The sequence below is a fragment of the Methylomagnum ishizawai genome (assembly GCF_900155475.1).
Taxonomy (GTDB): Bacteria; Pseudomonadota; Gammaproteobacteria; order Methylococcales; family Methylococcaceae; genus Methylomagnum; species Methylomagnum ishizawai_A.
This window is the reverse complement of record NZ_FXAM01000003.1, coordinates 175995-197064: the sequence shown is the minus strand read 5'-3', so window position 1 is coordinate 197064 and position 21070 is coordinate 175995. Positions and strand designations below refer to the sequence as shown.

The 21070-nt window shown below is 63.6% G+C and carries 12 protein-coding genes; 4 read left to right on the top strand and 8 right to left on the bottom strand.

What is annotated here, in order from left to right:
- Positions 1-80 precede the first annotated feature (80 nt).
- The 6 genes from B9N93_RS22895 to B9N93_RS25815 form a co-directional block, all read right to left on the bottom strand.
- Positions 81-560: a chemotaxis protein CheW gene (locus B9N93_RS22895; protein WP_085216700.1), complete on the bottom strand. Its 480-nt coding sequence runs from the start codon at positions 558-560 to the stop codon at positions 81-83.
- 14 nt (positions 561-574) lie between these two features.
- The gene (locus tag B9N93_RS22890) at positions 575-3511 is read right to left on the bottom strand and encodes a hybrid sensor histidine kinase/response regulator (RefSeq protein WP_085216699.1); all 2937 of its coding nucleotides are present in this window, start codon (positions 3509-3511) and stop codon (positions 575-577) included.
- 127 nt (positions 3512-3638) lie between these two features.
- Positions 3639-5660 (bottom strand): bacteriohemerythrin, encoded by a 2022-nt coding sequence (locus B9N93_RS22885; RefSeq protein WP_085216698.1) that lies wholly within the window; start codon positions 5658-5660, stop codon positions 3639-3641.
- 10 nt (positions 5661-5670) lie between these two features.
- Positions 5671-6945 carry a diguanylate cyclase gene (locus B9N93_RS22880; protein WP_085216697.1) on the bottom strand — a complete coding sequence of 425 codons (1275 nt, stop codon included), beginning with the start codon at positions 6943-6945 and terminating at the stop codon, positions 5671-5673.
- 306 nt (positions 6946-7251) lie between these two features.
- The gene (locus tag B9N93_RS22875) at positions 7252-9120 is read right to left on the bottom strand and encodes a sigma-54 interaction domain-containing protein (protein ID WP_085216696.1); all 1869 of its coding nucleotides are present in this window, start codon (positions 9118-9120) and stop codon (positions 7252-7254) included.
- 127 nt (positions 9121-9247) lie between these two features.
- A complete protein-coding gene (locus tag B9N93_RS25815; protein WP_176225407.1) occupies positions 9248-9889 on the bottom strand; it encodes a hypothetical protein in 642 nt (213 codons plus the stop codon).
- A 254-nt stretch (positions 9890-10143) separates the two neighbouring features.
- On the opposite strand from B9N93_RS25815, the gene B9N93_RS22860 reads away from it, so the two are divergent.
- From B9N93_RS22860 to B9N93_RS22845, 4 genes are read left to right on the top strand one after another with little or no spacing between them, the layout of a single operon-like run.
- The gene (locus tag B9N93_RS22860; protein ID WP_085216693.1) at positions 10144-13104 is read left to right on the top strand and encodes a chemotaxis protein CheB; all 2961 of its coding nucleotides are present in this window, start codon (positions 10144-10146) and stop codon (positions 13102-13104) included.
- A complete protein-coding gene (locus tag B9N93_RS22855; protein WP_085216692.1) occupies positions 13094-16759 on the top strand; it encodes a PAS domain-containing hybrid sensor histidine kinase/response regulator in 3666 nt (1221 codons plus the stop codon). The genes B9N93_RS22860 and B9N93_RS22855 overlap by 11 nt, the downstream gene beginning before the upstream one ends.
- A gap of 24 nt (positions 16760-16783) precedes the next feature.
- Positions 16784-18253, top strand: a complete 1470-nt coding sequence (locus B9N93_RS22850) for an ATP-binding response regulator (protein WP_085216691.1) — start codon at positions 16784-16786, stop codon at positions 18251-18253.
- Positions 18243-19157: an FAD:protein FMN transferase gene (locus B9N93_RS22845; protein ID WP_085216767.1), complete on the top strand. Its 915-nt coding sequence runs from the start codon at positions 18243-18245 to the stop codon at positions 19155-19157. The genes B9N93_RS22850 and B9N93_RS22845 overlap by 11 nt, the downstream gene beginning before the upstream one ends.
- Here B9N93_RS22845 and B9N93_RS22840 read toward each other — a convergent pair.
- On the bottom strand, positions 19154-20194 hold the full coding sequence (locus B9N93_RS22840; protein ID WP_085216690.1) for a glycosyltransferase family 2 protein: 1041 nt from the start codon (positions 20192-20194) through the stop codon (positions 19154-19156). The two genes, B9N93_RS22845 and B9N93_RS22840, sit on opposite strands and share 4 nt — an antisense overlap.
- Positions 20191-21036 (bottom strand): glycosyltransferase family protein, encoded by an 846-nt coding sequence (locus B9N93_RS22835; RefSeq protein ID WP_085216689.1) that lies wholly within the window; start codon positions 21034-21036, stop codon positions 20191-20193. The genes B9N93_RS22840 and B9N93_RS22835 overlap by 4 nt, the downstream gene beginning before the upstream one ends.
- Positions 21037-21070: the final 34 nt, after the last annotated feature.

Here is a 21070-nt window from a genome sequence, read left to right as displayed (position 1 = left end):
CCGTGGGATTCGCTCCGTTCCAAGCCGGAGGGTGGGCGGAACTTGCGACAAGCATACCCAAGCGGGACTTGGGAGCCGGGTTATAGCCGCTTAATCAACTGTTCCAAGGCCAAAATGATAATATACCGATTATCCTGCTGGATCAGGCCGGAAATAAATTCCCGGTTGCCGCTATTCATGTTGGGTAATGGCGGCAGGATATCCCCGTCCTCGATATTCAAGGTTTCCCCCATCCTATCGACCAGGATCGCCAGCGGGTCTTTGATGGATATTCCGGTTTCCATGGCGTGCTGGCCCAGCTTGCCCAGCCGGTTTAATTCCGCCTTGGTTTTGAGGATAATCAATACCCTATCCTGTGGAGCCGGATTCGGGGTCTGGCCCAAAAAGAATCGTGGATCGACCACGGTCAGGATTTGCCCGCGCAGATTCATGATGCCCAATAGATATTCCTGGGCTTCCGGCACCGGGCTGATTTCATGCAAACGCCCGATCTCCTTGGACAATAGTATATCGATGGCATAATGCTCGCCGCCCAGATAGAAACTGATGAATTGCCGCATGGTTTGCGCCCGTCCTAGAGATAATGCGCCAAGGTTTTCAACACCAATTCCTTATCCAATTTTACCAGCCATTCGTTGAAGCCGGATTTCTTGCCTTCCTGTATGGTCTGGGCATCGCTCAGCGTGGTCAGGGCGATGACCGGCAAATCCCGCCAGCGCGGATTGGCGCGGATATTCTTGAGCATATCTCGGCCATCCATCACCGGCATCTCTATATCGCTGAGGACCAGATCGAAATCCTGTTGATTCAATAACTCCAAACCCTCGCGGCCATTTTGAGCCGTGGTGACCTGATAGCCAGAAGCCACGATGAATTCCCGGGTGACCCGCATGAAAAAAGGGGTATCTTCGACCAGCAGGATATGCTTGCTGTTGGCCCGTTCCGGGTTGATGTCCACGGTTTCGACGCTCTCGGGCAGGCCGGATTTGAGGATCGCGTGCAAATCCAGGATCAGGGTAATCCTGCCGTCCAGGATCATCGAGCCCAAGACCCCAGGAAGCTTGAGTCCAGTATTTTCCAGCTTGACCACGATATTCTTGCTATCGATCACCCGGTCGATCAGCAGGGCTACCGGCACCTTGGTTTGCTTGGGGATGATGATATAGGCGGTTTCTCTGATACCACTAGGCGCTTGGACGGGCAGGCAGTGTTCCAAACGGAGCAGGCGCATTTGTTCGCCATGGTATTCGATATATTCGTGGCCGGCGCTGTTTTGTATGCGGCCCAGTTCGATGGTATCGATACGCTGTATCCAGGACAAGGCTAGGGCGAAACGCTCCTCGGTATAGTTGTCGAAGATCAATAGGGATTGCGGTTCCTGGTCGATTTTATGTTCCGGGCGGCTGTCGATGGTTTTCAAAACTTCGCTATAAGCCAAGCGGCTGCGTTGGATATAACCTTGCACATCGATAATCATGGCGATTGCGCCATCGCCCAGGATACTGGTGCCCGAGAAATTCTTGAGATGGCGGAAATATTCGGGCATTGGCTTGACCACAATTTCCTCGCTGCCCAGGATTTGATCGACGATGACCGCGATCCGGTGGCCATCGGCTTTGATAATCAGAATATGCAGCGGTTTTTCCGGTGGGGATACCCTGTTTTCTCCGGTATCGTCCATCCCCAGACTCCGGGCCAGGGAAATCAAGGGCAAGACATCGCCGCGCAGGGATAACATGCGCTGGCCGTGGGCTTGGCCGACCCGCTTGGCGTAGTTTTCCGGCTGCAACAACACCATTTCCTCCAAATGGCCCTGAGGAAAGGCGAAACGGCAAGCGCGGGCGCGGACGATCAAGGCCGAGATAATCGCCATGGTCAGTGGCAGGGTCAGGGTCAGGCTGGTCCATTTGCCCGGTTCGGAATGGATATCGACCGTGCCGCCGATCTGCTCGATATTGGTTTTCACCACATCCATGCCGATACCCCGGCCCGAGACCGCAGATAAGGTCGGCGCGGTCGAAAAGCCGGGGGTGAATATCAGGTTCATCTTGTCCTTGATCCCCATCCGGGCCAGGGTTTCCGCCGTGACGATCTGCTTTTGCAACGCCTGGGCGGCGATGAATTCCGGGTCGATCCCCGCCCCGTCGTCGCTGAATTGGATCACCACATGGCCGCTTTCATGGAAGGCTTTCTGGACCAGGGTGCCAATGGCCGGCTTGCCCTTTTGCAGGCGCTCCTCGGGGGATTCGATACCGTGGTCGGCCATATTGCGGATAATATGGGTCGCGGGATCGGACAGAGATTCGATAATGGTTTTGTCCAATTCCACATCGGCCCCTTCGGTGACCAATTCCAGGCGCTTGCCCAAATCCTTTTCCAATTGCCGGATCAAACGCGGGAATTTATTGAAAATCACCCCGATGGGCTGCATCCGGGTGCCCATGATTTCTTCCTGCATCTCGGTGGTGATCCGGTTCAGGTTGTGGAGGGTGGCTTTGAGGCCGGTCACCTGGGGAATCATGGCTTCGCACAGCCGCGACATTTGGTTGCGGACCAGGACCAGTTCCCCGGCCAGATCGATCAGCTTGTTGAGCCGTTTGACGTGGACGCGGATGGTCTCATCGGCTTCCAGTTGGGGCGGGGATGGCGGCTCTGTGGCCATCGGCGCGGCCTGGATGGGCGCGGGCGGGGGACCAGGCGGGACCGCCGGGCCGGATTCGCCCTGGCCCAGGGCCAACAAGCCCCGGCAGACCGGCCCGATATCGATATCGGCCCCAGGCCGCGCCAGCAGCGGTGCCAGTTGGTCGCAGGCCGCGCCCAGGGCTTGCAAGGCGGAACGGTCCAGCGGCAATTGTCCCAGCCGGACCAAGCCCAACACTTCTTCCATCTGTTCGGCCAGGGCCGCCAGTTTGGCGAGTTCCAAGGAGGTGGCCCCCTCGCGCAGGGCTTGCACGCTGTAGAGCAGGATATCGCGCTGGGGACCGTTATCCGGGTTGGTGGACAGGGCGGTCAGGCAGGATTCGATTTGCGGCACATAGTCGCGGGCCTCGGCGAGGAAGGCCGCGAGCGGCGGTTGGAGCGCGGCGGGGGGTGGGACTGGTTCCGGGCGGGGCGGGGCCGGGCGCGCGGTCTTGGGGGTGGCGATCAGGTGGTCGAGTTCCCGGCACTCCGCGCCGACATCGATATCGTTGCTGCGGGCCGGGTCGGCGATCATCCGCGCCAGCAGGTCTTGGCAATTGAGCAGGATATCGATATGCGGCCGCGCTAGCAGCAGTTTCCGGGCGCGGGCCAGGCTCAACAGGCTTTCCATGCTGTGGGTGAGTTCGCCGATGTTCTTCAGGCCGAAGAACCCGGCCCCGCCCTTGATGGTATGCACGCTGCGGAACAGGCCGTTGAGCAAGGCCGGGTCGTCCGGCTGCTGTTCCAAGCGCAGCAAATTGGCTTCGATCAGCGGCAAATGCTCGCGGGCTTCCTCGACGAAGGCGTGGATCAATTCCTCGTTGTCTTGCACGGAAACTTCCTGGAATAACCTTGTTCACCGCGCTCCGCCAGCGCTCCCACGGTCCCCGTGAAAGCGCTTTTGGTGACGTCCCATGTCGCGGAATGCCCAGGCCGGGCGCGGGAATGGTAGGGCGGAATCAAAATACCCCTTTGGCGTTCAAGACCGCGCTATATTGCCGGTCGGTCTTCTGGATATGGTCCAGCAGCCAGTTTTTCAGGAACTCCAGGATTTCCGTGGCGACCAAGGCGGCATCCTGGGTTTTGAGCTGGTTTTGATAATGCTTGACCTTGTTCACGAAATTCTGATGCACCACCTTATGTGCGGCCAGACCCGGATAGTGATGGTCGGCCATCAGCTTTTCCTCGAAGCTGAAGTGGAAGATGGTGTAATCGGTCAGGTAATTGGCGATATCTTCCAGGGTGGATTTGCTGATTTTGCGCTTGAGCCCTTGATCGAGGCGGTTGATCAACTGCACCAGGATGCCGTGCTGGCGGTCGATCTCCCGGATACCCACGCTGTAGATCGATAAATCCCAGACGATCAAGGGTTGATCGTCGCCGGGGGCGGAGAAATAGCCGGGATCGGCGGGGGCGATTTGGCGGGATTCCGGGTGGGGCGGCAACAAGGAATGATCCGCCGGCTGGGTGTCGAACAAGGCGGCTCCCTCATATTCCCGCGCCGGGGCCGCGAAACCATTGATGCACTGCGCCAAACGGTCGGCCAGGGCCGACACCTCGTCGGCGTGGCGGTGGCCGGCCGCGACTTCCTGCATGATCTTGGTCAGGCTCGAACGGATGGCTTGCAGGTTGGTGTTGATCTTCTCGATGCTGCTCGATACCTGGCCGCTGGCGTTGGCCGCCTGCTTGACGCCGGTCGCGGCCTCTTCCAGGGCTTTGGCCGAATCGCGCGAGGCCAAGGACGCCTCCGCCGCCGAGCGGGTGATTTCCTTCAAGCCCTTGGTGGCCTCTTGCAGGTTCAAGACCGATTCCTTGCTGGCGTTGGCGATGCCGTCCACGGCGCGGGTGATGGCCTGGGCCGAGGAACTTTGCTGTTCCACCGAGCCGTCGATGGCCTGGTTGATCTCCGCCACCTTGTGGATCACGGTGTTGACCGCCTGGGTATGCTGCAAAGCCTGGGCGGCGTAGTTCTGGATTTGCTCGATCTGGTCGGCGATCTCGTTGTTGGCCTCGGCGGTCTGCTGGGCTAAGTCCTTGATTTCCCCGGCCACCACCGCGAAACCCTTGCCCGCCTCTCCGGCGCTGGCGGCTTCGATGGTGGCGTTGAGCGCGAGCATGTTGGTTTGCCCGGCGATGCTGTCGATCAGCTTCACCACCCGGCCGATCTTCTTGGCGGTCTCGCTCAGGAGGTTCATGGCGGTGAGGGTTTCATGGGCGCCGGCGGTGGCGTCCGCCGAGATGCGCATGGCGTTCTGGGCGTTCTTGGCGATTTCCGCCATCGATACCGACATCCGTTCCGAGGAATTGGCCACGGTGTCGATATCCTGGGCGATGCGGTCGAAACTGTGGTTGATGCCCACCATATTGGTCGAGGCTTCCTCGGCGCTGGCGGCGACGGTGTTGATATTGGTGCTGAGCTGGTAGACCGAGGCGCTGACCGAGCCGACATTGGTCGAGGCTTCCTCGATGGCGGTCGCCATATGGGTGGCGTTGGCGGCGATGTTTTCCGAGAAGGTCGCGGTCAGTGACAAGCGGCATTCGACATCGTTGGTGCTTTCGGCGATGACGGCGGAGGATTGCTTGAGGCGCTGCGCGGCCTGGCTGACCTCGCGGCCACCGCGGGATATGCGCTGCATGGTGTCGCCGAGCCGGTCCAGGAAGGCATTGAAGGCGGCGGCGGCGGGGCCGGTCCCGGTTTCGAGACGCTGGCCGAAATCGCCCTGGCCGGCGCTCTCGGTGGTGGTCAACAACTGGGCGTTGAACCGGCGCATCCGGTCCAGGCGGCGGTCGATGCCGCGCCCCAGGGCGTAGGCGATCCCACAGCCGAGCGCCAAGCCGACCCCCGCCACAGCGGCGAACCCCAAGGGATTGGCCGCCACCGGCAATACCAGGCCCACCCCCGCGAAAGCCAGTAACAATATTCCCACCGTGCAAATCACCAAGGCGGGGGCCATATTCTTATCATCGGATATCAGCTGCATAATAGACCTTTCAAATCAACATGACTTGGTTCCTGCCATTCCGCTTGGCTTGGTAAAGCATTTTATCGGCCTTGCTCAGGGCTTCCTCCAAACTCGGCTCCAGGCTGGAACAGACCCCGATGCTGGTGGTGATCTGCAAGATTTCCCCGCCGGGCAATACCAGGAGTTCCGATTCGATCTTGCGGCGTATCGCCTCGAAAATCCCCTGCGCCTGGCCCGGCTCGATATTGGGCAGGAGGAAACAGAATTCCTCGCCGCCGTAGCGGGCCACCAGGTCGGTGGCGCGGAAACTGGCTTTCAGCATCGCGCCCACCTTTTTCAAAACCAAATCGCCGATATCGTGGCCGTAGGTATCGTTGATCTTCTTGAAATAATCGATATCGGTCAGCGCCACCACCGTGGCTTTCTGCATGCGATAGGCGCGGCTGAACAATTTCTCGCCCACATCGAAGAAATGCTGGCGGTTATACAAGCCGGTCAGGAAATCGCGGCTGGCGATGAATTTCAGGTTCTTGATATATTCCAGCAAATCCAGGTTTTGATTCACCCGGCAAAAGAATTCCTCCTCCAGGAACGGCTTGTTGATGAAGTCGCTGCCGCCGATCTTCAAGAACTTGGCCGACAACAGGTTATTGCCATAGGTGGACATGCCGATGATCGCCATATCCTGCTTGCTATAGAGGTTCCGCACCCGTTTGGTCAGGTCGAAGCCGTCCATCTTGGGCATGTTGAAATCGGTGATCATCAAGCAAATATCCTTGTTATCGTCCAGCACGTTCAAAGCCTGTTCGCCGTTTTCGGCCTCCAGCACATTGAAGCGGTAGATATTCAACAAGCGGGCGAGGTGCAAGCGGGCGGTCTTGGAATCATCGACTACCAACACCTTGAGCTGGGTATTACGCAATAGCTGTTTGAGCAGGGTGACGACATAATCGACATTGGCCGGTCCCTCCTTCACCACATAATCCACGATACCTTTGGAAAGCAAGCGGTCGCGTAGGTCGTCGTCGAATTTGCCGGTGAAAACAATGGAGGGAATGGCGTAGGCCAAGGCTTGGTCGATGACCTCGCCGTCCGGGGCGTCCGGCAGGTTCAAATCCAATAGGCTGGCGAAGAATTCATAGCGGCCCGATTCCAGCAGTCCGATCATTTGAGCCTGGGTTTCGGCCACCACCACCCGGAAGGCGGGTTCGGACTCGATGCTATTGGTGAGGATGCGGGAGAACATCTTGCTGTCCTCGACCACCAATATGGTTTTCTTATCGCCGGGGTCTGGGGCGGTCATAGGGGTATGGGCTGCCGGGCCGGATAATTGTTTTCGTGGTTGCGCGGACCCATCGTGAACGGCGTGGTCCGGGGCGGGGTTTGGCCCGCTTCATCGGTGTCGTTCGGGGTGGGGGGTATCCTTGGAAAGCGGGGGACGGCTTTCCTGGGCGCTCAAGGCGGGGGACGCTGGCTTACATTCGCTCATCATGGAAACGGCACGTTATGAGAAAAAAAATATTTTTACAAGCGGAGATTCGGACCGGACGGGGCGGGCCGCGACCGTTCTGGCCGCAGCCCGCCCTGGCTCAGGATCGGCGTTAAAACGCTAGCGCAAGCCCAGCTTTTTCATGCGATAGCGCAGGGTGCTGGGATGCAGGCCCAACACCTTCGCCGCCCCGCCCGGCCCTTCGATGACGCCATCCGTGTCCCGCAACACGGCGGCGATATGTTCGCGCTCGACCGCCTCCAGGGAAGGGTCCGTGACGGGCGCGGGCGCGACGGCACCGGGCAGCAAGTCCGGGCCGATCTCCAGCATGGGACCGTCGGCCAGGATGATGGCCCGCTCGATCACGTTTTCCAGCTCGCGGATATTGCCCGGCCAGGGATAGGTTTGAAGGCGGCCTAGGGACGCGGCCCCGATGCCATCGATGCGCCGTCCCAAGCGCGGCGCGAATTTGTCGATCATGAATTGGACCAGCCAGGGAATATCCCCGGCCCGTTCCCGCAGCGGCGGGGTCGCCACCGGGAACACGTTGAGCCGGTAGTACAGGTCGTCGCGGAAAGTCTTGTCGGCGACGGCCCGCGCCAAATCGCGATTGGTGGCGGCGATCACCCGCACATCGACCTTGACCGGCGATTGACCGCCGACCCGGTCGAATTCCCGTTCCTGCAACACCCGCAACAACTTGGCCTGCACATCCAACGGCAATTCCCCGACTTCGTCCAGGAACAAGGTGCCGCCGTCGGCCAGTTCGAAGCGTCCGACCCGGCGGGCGACGGCCCCGGTGAATGCGCCCTTCTCATGGCCGAACAACTCGCTTTCCACCAGGCCGGTGGGCAAGGCCGCGCAATTGAGCTTGACCAGGGGTTTGTCGCGGCGCGGGCTGGCGGCGTGGATGGCGCGGGCCACCAGTTCCTTGCCGGTACCGGATTCGCCCTGGATCAAGACCGAGGTGTCGGTGCCCGCCACCTTGCGGATATGGGCGAGCAGGGCGCGGATGGCGGGGCTTTGCCCGACGATATCCTCGAAGCCGTGGGCGGCCTGGAGTTCTTCCCGGAGATAGCGGTTCTGGGCTTGCAACCGGGCTTGTTCCCGTTCCATCAGCACCCGGTCGGTGATATCGAGGAACATGGTGCGGGTGTAGCGGCCTTCCGGCTCGGGCCGCGACCACCATTCGATCCAGACCGGCCTGCCATCGTCCTTGCGCCGGAGTTCCAAGATCACGCCGCCGGTGTCGGTGCCACGCCCGAGGGCGGCGAAAGCCGCTTCCGCCCGGCGCTGGGCTTCGGGATGGTCCGGGACCAGGGACAGGCCGACGAAACCGGGCACTTCCTCCGGTTTCAGGCCCAGGATGCGTTGCGCCGCCCGGTTGGCGCTGACGAAGCGCGATTCCAAATCCTCGTGGACATAGGCGATGGGGGCTTCCTCGTATAGGTCGCGGAAGCGTTGTTCGCTGGCTTCGAGGCGGCGCACGACCCCGAGCCGGGCCAGTTCGGCGGCGGCGCGGGCGGCGAAGATTTGGAAGGTGTAGAGCAGCCGGGGTTCCGGGGGCATTTCCCGGCGGTCGAAGACCGCCAAATGGCCGAGGACCGCGCCGTCGGCGTCGCGCAAGGGGACGCCGAGATAGCTTTCGACGCCTTCCTCCTTGGGGAAACGCCGGGACACCCCCGCCGGGTAATGGCAAAGCTGGCCGCTCAGCACGATCTCGCAAGGGGTGTCGGCCAGTGCCCAGGACTGGGTATCGAGGAACGCGCCGTCCATCCAGAACGCCAGGGAGCGGACCTGGGTCCGGTCGGCGGCGAATTCGGCCACGAAAGCGCCCGCCGCGCCCGTGGCCCGCGCCAGGTTGCCGACCAGGGCGCGGAAGAAATCCTCGCCGATAGCCTGGGCCGTGCCTTCGACCAGGGCGCGGAGGGTGGCGAGTTCGGCGGGGTCGGATTCGGGGCCGGGAAAAGCCGGATCGGCGGCGGACATGGGGCGGGTTCCGGTGGGAAAACTGGCCTTATCTTATCCCATCCCGGCGGCCTTCCCCGTGGGCCGTGGCGGATTCGGTGCGGCCTGTGGGGGTTGTGCCTGGGTTATGGCGCGGGGCGCGGCGGGCCTATTCCATTTCCAAGCTCCAAGACCCATCGTCCAACTTGAAACCGGGTTCCCAGCGCCGGCCATCGCTCTTGCGGTAGAGGATGGCCTTGTCCAGTTTGGGACTCCAACAACCGCTGACGACGATGGCCTTGCCGTTCTTCACCGAATAGGCGTCGCCCGGCTTCTTCAGGCTCGCCGCCGGGATGGAGCCATAGGCGTAGTATTCCATCCCGTCCGCCACCAGCTTGGCGTTGTTGCAGTGCCAATAGGTCGCGGTACCCTGCACGCCGTCGCCCAGGTCGGAAATCCAGGATTTGGCGGTCTTGCGGGGTTTGGGCGGCGGGATGGGGGTTTCGGGCGCGGTCGCGGTGGCCGCGGCTTCCGGGGCGGGCGGGGTTACCACGGCGGGAACTTCCGGGGCGGGCGGCGCGGCCTCCACGGGGGTCGGGATCGCCACTTCGGTAGGGGGCGGGGCGGTGTCCGCCAGGACCGCGGACGAGGGCGCGGCGACCGCCGGTCCCGGTGCGTCGGGGGCTGTTTCCTGGGCGACGCCGATCCCCAGTTTATCGCCGCGCAGCAGCCGCACCGATGCCCGGAGCTTCTTGTTCTCCTGGGCCAAGGCGCCATCGGCGCTATAACGGCCCGCCAGGAAAGCGGCCACAGCCACTCCGAGCAAAACCATGATATAGAAGAAGGCGGAGCCCCTTTGGGCCGGATGCTGGAAACTGGGCACGGTTCACCTATCGAAATCGCTGGATGGGACCGCACATTCTAGTTCCAGGCCGGGAACGGGGCCATGCTTGCGATTGTTCCCGTCCTCACCGTGGATTTACGGGCTGCGCACATGGGCAAAGCGGGCATAATCGCTAAAAACGCTCACAAAGCCATCCGTTTCCCCACGAGGTTCCTCCCGCCATGGCGCAAGACCCCAACGACGATCTCCAACCCGACCCGGAACCCCATGCCCTCGCATCCCTGCCGCCCGGTCCCGGAACCTCCGGTTTCGATGGCTATGTGGTGGCGCTGGGCGCTTCGGCGGGCGGGCTCGACGCCTTGGAACGCTTCTTCGATCCCTTGCCCAGCGATTCGGGCGCGGCTTTCGTGGTGATCCAGCATCTTTCGCCCGACCACAAGAGCATGATGGACAACCTCCTGGCCCGCCATACCGCCATGCCGGTCCTGATGGCGGAGAACGGCATGGCGATAGTGGCCGACCATGTCTATCTCATCCCGCCGGGCAAGACCATGACCATCGCCGCCGGCAAACTGGGCTTGGTCCCCAAAAGCCCGCACGGACCCAGCCTCCCTATCGATGTGTTCTTCACCTCCCTGGCGCGGGAGGCCGGGTGCCGGGCCGTCGGGGCGGTCCTGTCGGGCACCGGCTCGGACGGCACCCGCGGCGCGGTGGCGCTCAACGCCGCCGGCGGTTTCCTCCTGGCCCAGGCGCCGGAGACCGCCAAGTTCGATGGGATGCCGCGCAGTGTCATCGCCACCGGCCTGGTGGACGAGGTCATGCCGCCCGAGGCTTTGGCGCTCCGCATCGTCGGCCATGTCCACAACCGGGCCGATTCCCAGGCGCGGCCCGCCAAACCGGCCGCGGTCGGCGGCGGCAATCCCCTGGAGGGCATCCTGCATGGGTTGAAGAAAGAGGTCGGGATCGATTTCGGCGAATACAAGCCCGCCACCGTGCAGCGCCGCATCGAGCGCCGGATGCAGGTCCGCAATGTCGGCGATCTGGAGGGGTATCTGCGGTTGCTGGAAAGCGACCGCGGCGAAATCCACACCTTGAAGCGCGATATCCTGATCCCGGTCACCCGTTTCTTCCGCGACCCCGAGACTTTCCATCTGGTGCAGCAGGTCGTGGTCGCGTTCTTGGCCGGGTCCGGGCGGGCGCGGTCATCGATCCGGGTGTGGGTGGCCGGTTGCGCCACCGGGGAGGAGGCCTACACCCTCGCCATCCTGTTCGCGGAAACCTTCGACGCCCTCAGGCATTGGCCGCAATTGAAGATTTTCGCCACCGACGTGGAACAGCAATACATCGATATCGCCGGGGCCGGGGTCTATGCCGAGGCCATCGCCCACGAACTCCCGCCCGAGCGGCTGGAACGCTTTTTCACCCGCAAGGGCAACCAGTTCGTGGTCAAGGCCGAGTTGCGCCAGCATATCGTGTTCGCCCGCCACAACCTGCTGGCCGACCCGCCGTTCACCCGCATGGACCTGGTTACTTGCCGCAATACCTTGATCTATTTCGACCTGCCGGCCCAGGAAAAGGCTTTGCTGCGCTTGCAATACGCCTTGGCGGAGGACGGCCACCTCCTGCTCGGGTCCAGCGAATCCCTGGGCGGCCGCCAACGCGATTTCACCGTGGCCAGCGCCAAGCACAAGTTGTTCCGGTTGGCGCGGCCGCTGGCCCTGCCCCTGGACCTCAGGCATCCCGTCCCCTCCGCCGAGGCCCGCCGTAAGGCCGGGTTCCCGCGCCGCGAACCGTCCTGGAATTCCGAGGCCGGCCTGATCGAAAGCGCCCGGGCCGAATTGCTGCGCCAATACGCCCCGCCCGCCCTCTTGGTGAGCGCCGGACGCGAATTGGTCCACGTCTATGGCGACGCCCACCGCTATCTGCAAATCCCCCAGGGCCAAGCCAGCCTGGACATTTCCAAGCTCCTGGTGGACAAGCTGGCCCCGGTCGGCCTGGCCTTGATCCACAAGGCCGCCAAGGAAAACCGGAGCCTGCGCTCGGAGGTGTTGTCGGTGCGGCCCGGCGGCGGGCAGGAGATCCGGGTGCGCCTGGTGGCGACGCCGATCCCTGGGGAGTTCGAGCAGGACCGGCATTTCCTCCTGGCCTTCGAGCCGCCGTGCGGTCCGGAACCGGGGCGTCCCGAGCAGGCGGTCGATATCGCCGCCATCTCCAACGAGCGCATCCTGCACCTGGAACGCGAACTCGCGGCCATCCGCGACAGCTTGCAGGCCACCATCGAGGAACTGGAGACCGCCAACGAGGAATTGCAGGCCACCAACGAGGAACTGATGGCCTCCAACGAGGAATTGCAAAGCACCAACGAGGAATTGCAATCGGTCAACGAGGAGCTTTACACCGTCAACTCGGAAAACCAGGAGAAGATCGATATCCTCCACCGGCTCAACGCCGACCTTGACAATATGATGCGGGCCGCGCTGATCCCCACGGTGTTCGTCGATACCGGGCTGCGGCTGACCCGCTTCACGCCGGAGGCCGGGACCATCTTCCGCGTCCGCGATGGCGACCTGGGTCGGCCTATCGATGATTTCGCCCATAGCATGGACTACCCTGAATTCGCCGCCGATCTCCGCCGCGCCGTCGATGCCGCCCTGCCCACCCAGCGCGAGGTGCGGACCCACGATGGCCGCTGGTATCTGCTGAGGCTCTTGCCCTATCTGGATCGGCCCCGCAATATCGGCGGGGCGGTGCTGACCCTGTTCGAGATCACCACCCTCAAGGACGCCCAACGCCTACAGGCCATCCTCGATTCCCTGCCGGAATATATCGCCGTGCTGGATTCCGCCGGAAACATTACTTTGGTCAACAAGGCTTGGCGCGATTTCGCCGAAACTAATGGCGACCATGGATTGGTGCGCACCGGGCCGGGTAGTCATTACCTTGGGGTCCGCCCCCCCGGACCGGGACCGGACGCCCATGCCGCCCGCGCCGCCCGCGTGGGGATCGAGCGGGTCTTGGCCGGGGAAATCCGCCATTTCTCCCTCCGTTATCCCTGCCATTCGCCCAGTGAACGGCGCTGGTTCCTGATGTACGCCGCCCCGGTCGGCCATCCCGGCGGCGGTGCGGTGGTCAGCCATATCAATATCACGGCCTGGATGGAGGAGCACGCCGATGAGCGCTGAATCCGGCCCGCCCGGCGACGGGCCACCGCAGGGATCGCGGCGGGGCGATTTCGACACCGCCCTGGCCTCGGTGGAGCGCGGCGAATTGAGCCTCGCCAAGCTGGTCGAGGAAGTGAAGGTCTACCAGGCCGAACTGGAACTCCAGAACGAGGAACTGCGCGAATCCCAGGCCCGCGCCGAGAACGCCGTATCGCGCTTCGCCAGCCTGTTCTCGGCCTTGCCCTTGCCGGGCCTGGTGGTCGATAGGATGGGGGTCATCCTGGAATGCAACGAGCAGGCGGTGCGGCGCTTCGGCCTGAACCGCCGCCGCCTGCACAGCTATTATTTCCCGCGCTTCTTCCTGCCGCACGAGCAGAACCGGCTGCGCCTCCTGCTGGAGCAGGTCCGCGACGGCGGCGAGGGCATCATCGCCGAGGTGGAATTGCGCACCGCCCTGGGCGAGAACTTCATCGGCGATGTGCATTGCTCGCTGCTGCCGGACGTGGCCGCGCCCCAGCCCCGTTTCGCCGTGCTGGTGGTCGATCAAACCCATAGCATCGCCCAGCGCGTGGCCCTGGAGGCCGGGCAGAGGCAACTGCGCGAACGCGATATCCGGTTGGGCCAGGCCCAGGCGCTGGCCCGGCTGGGCTATTTCGAGACCGATGTCGCCGCCCGGCACTGGCGCGGCTCCGCCGGGATTTACCAGATTTACGGCATCCCGGACGATTACCCCATGGACCTGGCGCATTGGCTGGCCCTGATCCATCCCGGACACCGGGAGGCGATGGCCGGGATGTTGCATGCCGCGCTCGAACAGGGCCGGCCCTTCGAGAACGAATTCAAGATCGTGCGCCATGCCGACGGCGCGGAGCGCTGGGTCCACGCCATCGCCGAGGTCGAGCATGCCGCCGACGGTTCCCCGGTCCGCGTCATCGGCACCAACCAGGACGTGACCGAGCTGATCGAGGCCCGCATCGCCCTGGAAGCCCACCGCACCCGGCTCGAAGCCCTGGTCCGGCAGCGTTCCGCCGAGCTGGCGCGTTCCGAGACCCAATTCCGCGCCCTGGTCGAACAATCCCTGGTCGGCATCTTCATCGCCCATGACGGCCAGATCGCCTATGCCAACGCGGCCTTGGCGGAGATGCTGGGCTTCGACCGGCCCGGCGAACTGGCCGGGAAGTCCTGCGCCCGGTTCGTGGTCCCGCGGGACCGCCCGCGGGTCGCCGCCCTAGCCCGGCGCCCCGAGCCGACCCAGGCGGTGTTCCGCGCCCTGCGCCGCGACGGTTCGCCGGTGGACCTGGAAATCCATGGCCGCCCGCTCGAAGCCGGTGGCCGGGCCACCGTCATCGGCGTGGTCCTGGACGTGACGGCGCGGCTGGATGCCGAGGCGCGGCTGCGCGAACTCAACGCCGAGTTGGAACGCAAGGTCGAGGCCCGCACCCGCGACCTCCGCGCCAGCGAGGCGCGGGCGCGGCAAATCCTGGAGGGCAGCCCGGTCGCGGTACTGGTGGTCGATGGCGGCGGCCTGATCCAGGACGCCAACCGCAAGGCCGGGGAACTGCTGGGCGGTACCCCGCAAGACCTGGCCGGGCGGTCGGTCGAGGATTTCATCGTGCCGGACCGGCGCGAGGCCCATGTCCGCCACCGCGCCGACTTCATGCGCCAGGCCCGGACCTGGCCCATGGACCTGGGCCGGGAGGTGAGCGTCCTGACCCTGGCCGGGATCGAAGTGCCGGTCGAGGTCGGCCTGAGTCCGGTCGAGATCGGCGGGGTGGCCTATGTCATCGCCGTCCTGGCCGATATCTCGGCCCGTAAGGAGGCGGAGGCGGAGATAGAAGCGGCCCTGCGGCGGCTCAAGCTCGCCACCGACGCCGCCGAGGTCGGCATCTGGACCTGGAACCTCGACGACGACACCCTGGAATGGGACGAGCGCCTCAGGGCTTGGTACGAAGCGTCGGACGGCCCGTTGAGCCAGGATTTCTGGAGGTCGCGCATACACCCGGAAGATATCGGCGGGATCGATGCCGCGGTGGCCCGTGCCCGGCGGGAAGGCAGCCTGGTGTCGAGCCTGGTCTTCCGCACCCTGCCGCCCAGCGGGCGCGTCCGCCATATCCATTCCTCGGCGGTGGTCGAATGCGACCGCGCGGGCCGCCCTTTCCGCATGATCGGCGTCAACCGCGACATCACCCCGCAGCGCCGCCTGGAGGACGGCCTGCGCGCCGCCAAGCGCGAAGCCGAGGCCGCCAACCAGGCCAAGGGCGAATTCCTCGCCAATATGAGCCACGAAATCCGCACGCCCATGAACGCCATCCTGGGGTTGACCGACCTGGTCCTCGACACCGAACTCGGGCCGCGCCAGCACGACTACCTGACCCAGGTGCGGACTTCGGCCCAGGCCTTGCTACGCTTGCTCAACGATATCCTGGATTATTCCAAGATCGAGGCCGGACGCTTGGAGATCGAGCGGGCGCCGTTCGAGGTGGCCGATCTGGTCGGGGGGGTGGCCGATTTGTTCATCGGCCACATGGAAGAAAAGGGCATCGAATGGCGGGTCGCCATCGATCCACGGGTGCCGCGCTACCTGCTCGGCGACGCCTTGCGGCTGCGGCAGGTCTTGATCAACCTGGTGGGCAACGCGGTCAAGTTCACCGAGCGGGGCGGGATCGCCCTGGAATTGGCGGTGGCGGACCCGGACCCGGACCCGGCCACGGTGGAACTGCGGGCCACGGTGCGCGACACCGGCATCGGCATCGCCCCGGAACAGGTGGAGCGGTTGTTCACCTCCTTCGCCCAGGCCGATGGCTCGATCACCCGGCGCTATGGCGGTACCGGGTTGGGACTCTCGATCAGCAAGCGGCTGGTGGAACTGATGGGCGGCGGGATCACGGTGCAGAGCGCACCAGGCCGCGGCAGCGCCTTCGCCTTCAGCGTCGTGCTGGAACGGTTGGACGGGCCGCCGTCCGGGGCGCTGGAGTGGGAACCGCGCCGCCCGGTCCCGGCGTCCGACCTCGTCGCCCTGGCCGCGCCGATGCGGGGGGCGCGGGTCCTGGTGGTGGACGACGAGGAGGCCAACCGCGTCTTGGCCGAAGCCTTGCTGCGCCGCGTGGGTTTGGAAGCCGTCTGCGTCCGGGGCGGGCGGGAGGCGGTGGAATGGATGGGGCGGGAAACCTGCGCCGCCGTGTTGATGGATTTGCAGATGCCGGAGATGGACGGCTTCGAGGCCACCCGCTCGATCCTGGCCCAGGCCGGGGCGCAAGGCCGGACCCCGCCGCCCATCCTTGCCCTGACCGCGGCGGCGATGGCCCAGCACCGCGAAGCCTGCCTCGCCGCCGGGATGGTCGATCATATCGCCAAGCCTATCGAACCGCTTAAACTGCTGACCCGCTTGCTGCGCTGGATCGCACCCACCGTCCCCGCCGCCACCCCGGCCAGGATGCTGGACCCCGCCGACCGCGCCCGGCTGCGGGCCTTGCTGGCCGAATTGCGACACGCCCTCGCCAACAACCGCTTCGCCGCCAAGCGCACCGCGGCGGCGGTCGAGGCCGAACTGGCGGGCACCGGACTGGCGGCGGCGTTCCAGCCGGTCGGCGAGGCGGCCCGCAAACTGAGGTTCAAGGCCGCCCTGGACGGCCTCGACGCCTTCGCCGCCGCCCATTTCCCCGGAAAATCCCCTTAACGTGATATCTAGGAATCTATCGCCATGTCCACGCCACCCTTGGTCCTCGTCATCGACGATCTTCCGCAGAACGTGGAAATCCTGGGCGAATGCCTGTCCGATACCTGCGAGATCCAATGCGCCTTCTCCGGGCCGGAGGGCCTGGCCCTGGTGGCGGCGGCCCCGCCCGATTTGATCCTGTTGGACGTGATGATGCCGGGCATGGATGGTTACGCCGTCTGCGACCGGTTGCGGCGCGACCCGCATGGGCAGGAGGTGCCGGTGATCTTCGTGACCGCCAAGAACGACGCCGAGAGCGAATCCCGCGCCCTCGCCGCCGGGGCGGTGGATTTCATCCACAAGCCCATCAACCGCGACGTGGTCCGCGCCAGGGTCGGCCTGCACCTCACGCTCAAGGCGCGGGAACGGGAACTCAGGGCCATCAACGCCGAGTTGGAACGGCGGGTGGAGGAGCGCACCCGCGATCTGCGCGACGCCTTGGTCCGGGCCGAATCCGCCCACCGCGCCAAGAGCCGCTTCCTCGCCAATATCAACCACGAATTGCGCACGCCGATGAACGCCATCCTGGGCTTGTCCGACTTGCTGGCCCGCCAAACCGGGGAACCGGGCTGGCGCGAGCGGGCCGGGAAGATCGCGGCGGCCGGGCGGCAATTGCTGGGCGTCATCGACGATATCATCGCCATGTCCGACCTGGAGGCGGGCCGGATCGAACTGGACAGCGTCGATTTCGCCCCCGCCGATTGGCTGGAAGCCACCCTGGTTCCCTGGCGCGAACGCGCCGCCGCCAAGGGCCTGGCCCTGGAGTGGACGCTCGATCCCGCCCTTCCGGCCTGGCTGCGCGGCGACCCGGCCCGGCTCGGCCAGGTGTTGGATATTCTGGTGGGCAACGCCGTCAAGTTCTCCGAACAGGGCCGCATCCAGGTGCGGGCGCGGGCGGAGGCCGGGTCCGGGCGCGATCCCTTGTTGCGGATCGAGGTCGAGGACCAGGGCATCGGCATCGAGGCCGAACGGCAAGCGGCGATCTTCGATATCTTCGAGCAGGCCGACAACTCCCGGACCCGTCGCCATGGCGGGGCCGGGCTGGGTTTGGCGATAGCCGGCCAATGGGCCGAACTCATGGGCGGCGGGATCGGGGTCCACAGCACACCGGGCCGGGGCAGCCTGTTCTGGACCACGTCCCGGCTGGAACCCGGCACCGCCATAACCCCGGTCCCGGTTCCGCCGGCCCACCCGCCCGCCGCCCGGCCTTCCCTGGATGGACAGCAAATCCGCCCGGTCCTGGTGCCCTTGATAGGGTTCCTGGCCGGGGGCGATATCCAGGCTTATATGATCTGGGAGAAGAACGGTCCTTTACTTGACGGTTTGCTCGGGGAATGCGCCCCGGCCTTTGGCGAGGCGATGCGGAATTTCGATTTCCTGGCGGCGCTTGGCTATCTGCGGGAAGCCCGCGCCGCCTTCCCCGGCTTGGAGGCCGATGGCGTCCATGGTGGCTGAAGGCTTGCGGTTGTTCCGCTTCCCATTCCGCGCCATGGGTTCGCCCTGCCGATTGCACCTCTACGCCGAACGCCCGGAAACGGCCCGGCGGGTGGCGGAACTCGTCCGCGCCGACGCCCTGGGTATCGAGGCGCGTTATTCGCGCTACCGCCCGGACAGTTTGCTTTCGGCCATCAACCGGGTGGCCGCGCAAGGCGGCAGCCTCGAAGTGGACGCGGAAACCGCCGCCCTATTGGATTACGCCGAGACTTGCCACCGGGAAAGCGGCGGCTTGTTCGATATCACCTCCGGCCCCTTGCGGCTGGCCTGGGATTTCCAAGCGGGACGCTTGCCGGAACAAGCCGCCATCGACGCGCTCCTGCCCCGGATCGGTTGGGACAAACTGACGTGGGAACGTCCGCGCCTCGGTTTCGGCGTGGCCGGGATGCAATTGGACTTCGGCGGCATCGGCAAGGAATACGCCGCCGACCGCGCCGCCACGCTGTGCCTGGAACAGGGCGTCGGCCATGGCCTGGTCGATTTCGGCGGTGATATCCGGGTGGTCGGGCCGCATCCCGATGGCAGTCCCTGGCGGATCGGGGTGCAGCATCCCAGGGACAAGGACGCGGTGTTGGCGGAACTGGAGGTCGGCCTGGGGGCGCTCGCCAGCAGCGGCGACTACGAACGCGCCATCGTGGCCGGGGGCCGCCGTTACGGCCATATCCTCGACCCCCGCACCGGCTGGCCCGTCCAGGGCTTGATCGCGGTCAGCGTGGCCGCGCCGCAATGCCTGATCGCGGGCAGCGCCTGCACCATCGCCATGCTGATGGGCCTGGCGGGCAGCGCTTGGCTGGCGGAACTGGGTTTGCCGCATGTGTGGATGGACGAGGCCGGGCGGGTTGGCGGCTCCATCCCAACGGCTTAGGCGCGGTGGCGGGTTGGGTCGCCGTGGCCTTCGGGCGCGGGGGTTTCCAAAGGTTTCCCCGGTTCGGAGCGCATATAGCCCCGGCCATATTTCAGTGTTTGGATAAACGCCAAGCCGCCCTGGCCCAGGATAAAGAAAAGCAAACACCGGGCTAAGGCGGTCGCCGATGGATAATCCCGGCAGGACCGCCACATCAAACCCAAACCCAGCCTTTTATCGCCGCGCTTGAATACGTCCACGCCATAATAAAACCGCTCTCCGGCCAAGCGTCTTCGTATAAAGGCGCGCGCCGATAGGTCCAAACCGGATTCGCCTAGCAATTTCTCGTAGGTGGCGATTCCTGCCCGATAACCCCGCCGCCGGTCGCACTCTTGCGACGCGGACAGACTAATATCGCCGCCACCCCGGCTGATGATTCTCGCCAAGGGTTCGGCCAGGATTCCCAAGGTGCCGCATAAGGCCAATCGGCAGCCGAGGTCGCGGTCTTCATATAGCCTGAGATTTTCGTCGAACAGGCCGGCTTGTAATAAAGCCGCCCTTTTCACCAGCAGCGACGAGGGGAAGAAATTGATTTCACAAAAAGCGGATAGCGGTTGGTGGATGATATGCTCGGGACCGCTATTGAATGATTTTCCCCTAATATCGAAATAACGCAGCTTATGGATGCCGTCGTCGATCTCGACATTGGAAGCCACCATGGTTAATTCCGGGTGGCGGTCGATGAGATTCAATTGCCGCTCCAGCTTTTCCGGCAACCACTCATCGTCGGAATCCAGGAAGGCGACCCATTCCCCACGGGCTTCCAAAATACCTTTGTTCCGTGCCGCGCTTACCCCGGCGTTATCCTGATATAGATAGCGGACTTGAGCGCCATATTGCGCGACGATCCGCCGGGTGGCGTCGGTCGAGCCATCATCGACTACGATGATTTCATAACCGACATAGGATTGTAATAAAACGCTATCAAGCGCGTTCGATATCCATTTTTCCCTGTTATAAGTGGGGATAACAACCGATACCAGTGGGGCATTATTCATTTCATCACACCGGAGGAAACAGCGGCGATGGATTCCCCAGTTATAAATGGCGCTTGGGTCGCTATGATGCCGTTTTCATATTTGAGGCTAGCCGCCAGGGCTTGTGGATCGGATTTTCCACGCTGGCCTTTGACAATATAGGATTTGAGTTGGCGCAGGTTCCGCCAATGGATCGACCAGGATTTCCGTTCCAAAACCGCGACCGTGGTCGGGATGGGTAGGGCTTCATGCCATTTATCTACCATATACCCAAACGCTTTTTTGAAACCACGGTCGAGGAAATATTTGGGCCTGTCGTTATGGATGATCGGATTTCTGACAGCATAGCATTTCTGGCCGATTTTGAGCGCGGTTTGGACAATATCGGTGCCATATAGATGGAAACCAGGAAGGCCGGCGTCGAACCGGATTCCAGAATCCATATTGATTACCAACAGCACTTCGTCCAAAGAAACCACCGCCTCGATATCGCCGCCCTTATCTATTTCCGCCGCAATACCTTCCGACCATAATTTTCCCACCACCCTGCCGCCGGAATTGGTGCCGGCCACGCCCAGCACCGCCCAATCCGCTCCGTCGGCAGCTTCGATCCTATCGATAAGCGCATCCATCCGGGCCAGCCAGGGCGTGGGCAGATAAGCGTCTTGATGGGCCAAGATGCAATACCGGCTATCGATACCGCCCAAAGCTTGGTTGAACGCGGTCGAGGCCGATGGGCAATTCCGCAGGAGCCGGACTGAGAGTACGGAATAGCACGGCGATTTGGCGAGGTTTTCGGCGAGGATTTTGTCGTCGTTCACGGCGACGACCAAAGTGTATTTTTGGGTATAGCTAGGATTCATAAAAATACTGGCTCAATACTCAAGTCTACGATGA

Bases quoted from the DNA above. Each gene is read 5' to 3' on its own strand.
- B9N93_RS22885 (WP_085216698.1), bottom strand. From the start codon at position 5,660: ATGCAGCTGATATCCGATGATAAGAATATGGCCCCCGCCTTGGTGATT.
- B9N93_RS22875 (WP_085216696.1), bottom strand. From the start codon at position 9,120: ATGTCCGCCGCCGATCCGGCTTTTCCCGGCCCCGAATCCGACCCCGCC.
- B9N93_RS22855 (WP_085216692.1), top strand. From the start codon at position 13,094: ATGAGCGCTGAATCCGGCCCGCCCGGCGACGGGCCACCGCAGGGATCG.
- B9N93_RS22840 (WP_085216690.1), bottom strand. From the start codon at position 20,194: ATGAATAATGCCCCACTGGTATCGGTTGTTATCCCCACTTATAACAGG.
- B9N93_RS22845 (WP_085216767.1), top strand. From the start codon at position 18,243: ATGGTGGCTGAAGGCTTGCGGTTGTTCCGCTTCCCATTCCGCGCCATG.
- B9N93_RS22835 (WP_085216689.1), bottom strand. From the start codon at position 21,036: ATGAATCCTAGCTATACCCAAAAATACACTTTGGTCGTCGCCGTGAAC.
- B9N93_RS22850 (WP_085216691.1), top strand. From the start codon at position 16,784: ATGTCCACGCCACCCTTGGTCCTCGTCATCGACGATCTTCCGCAGAAC.
- B9N93_RS22860 (WP_085216693.1), top strand. From the start codon at position 10,144: ATGGCGCAAGACCCCAACGACGATCTCCAACCCGACCCGGAACCCCAT.
- B9N93_RS22880 (WP_085216697.1), bottom strand. From the start codon at position 6,945: ATGACCGCCCCAGACCCCGGCGATAAGAAAACCATATTGGTGGTCGAG.
- B9N93_RS22895 (WP_085216700.1), bottom strand. From the start codon at position 560: ATGCGGCAATTCATCAGTTTCTATCTGGGCGGCGAGCATTATGCCATC.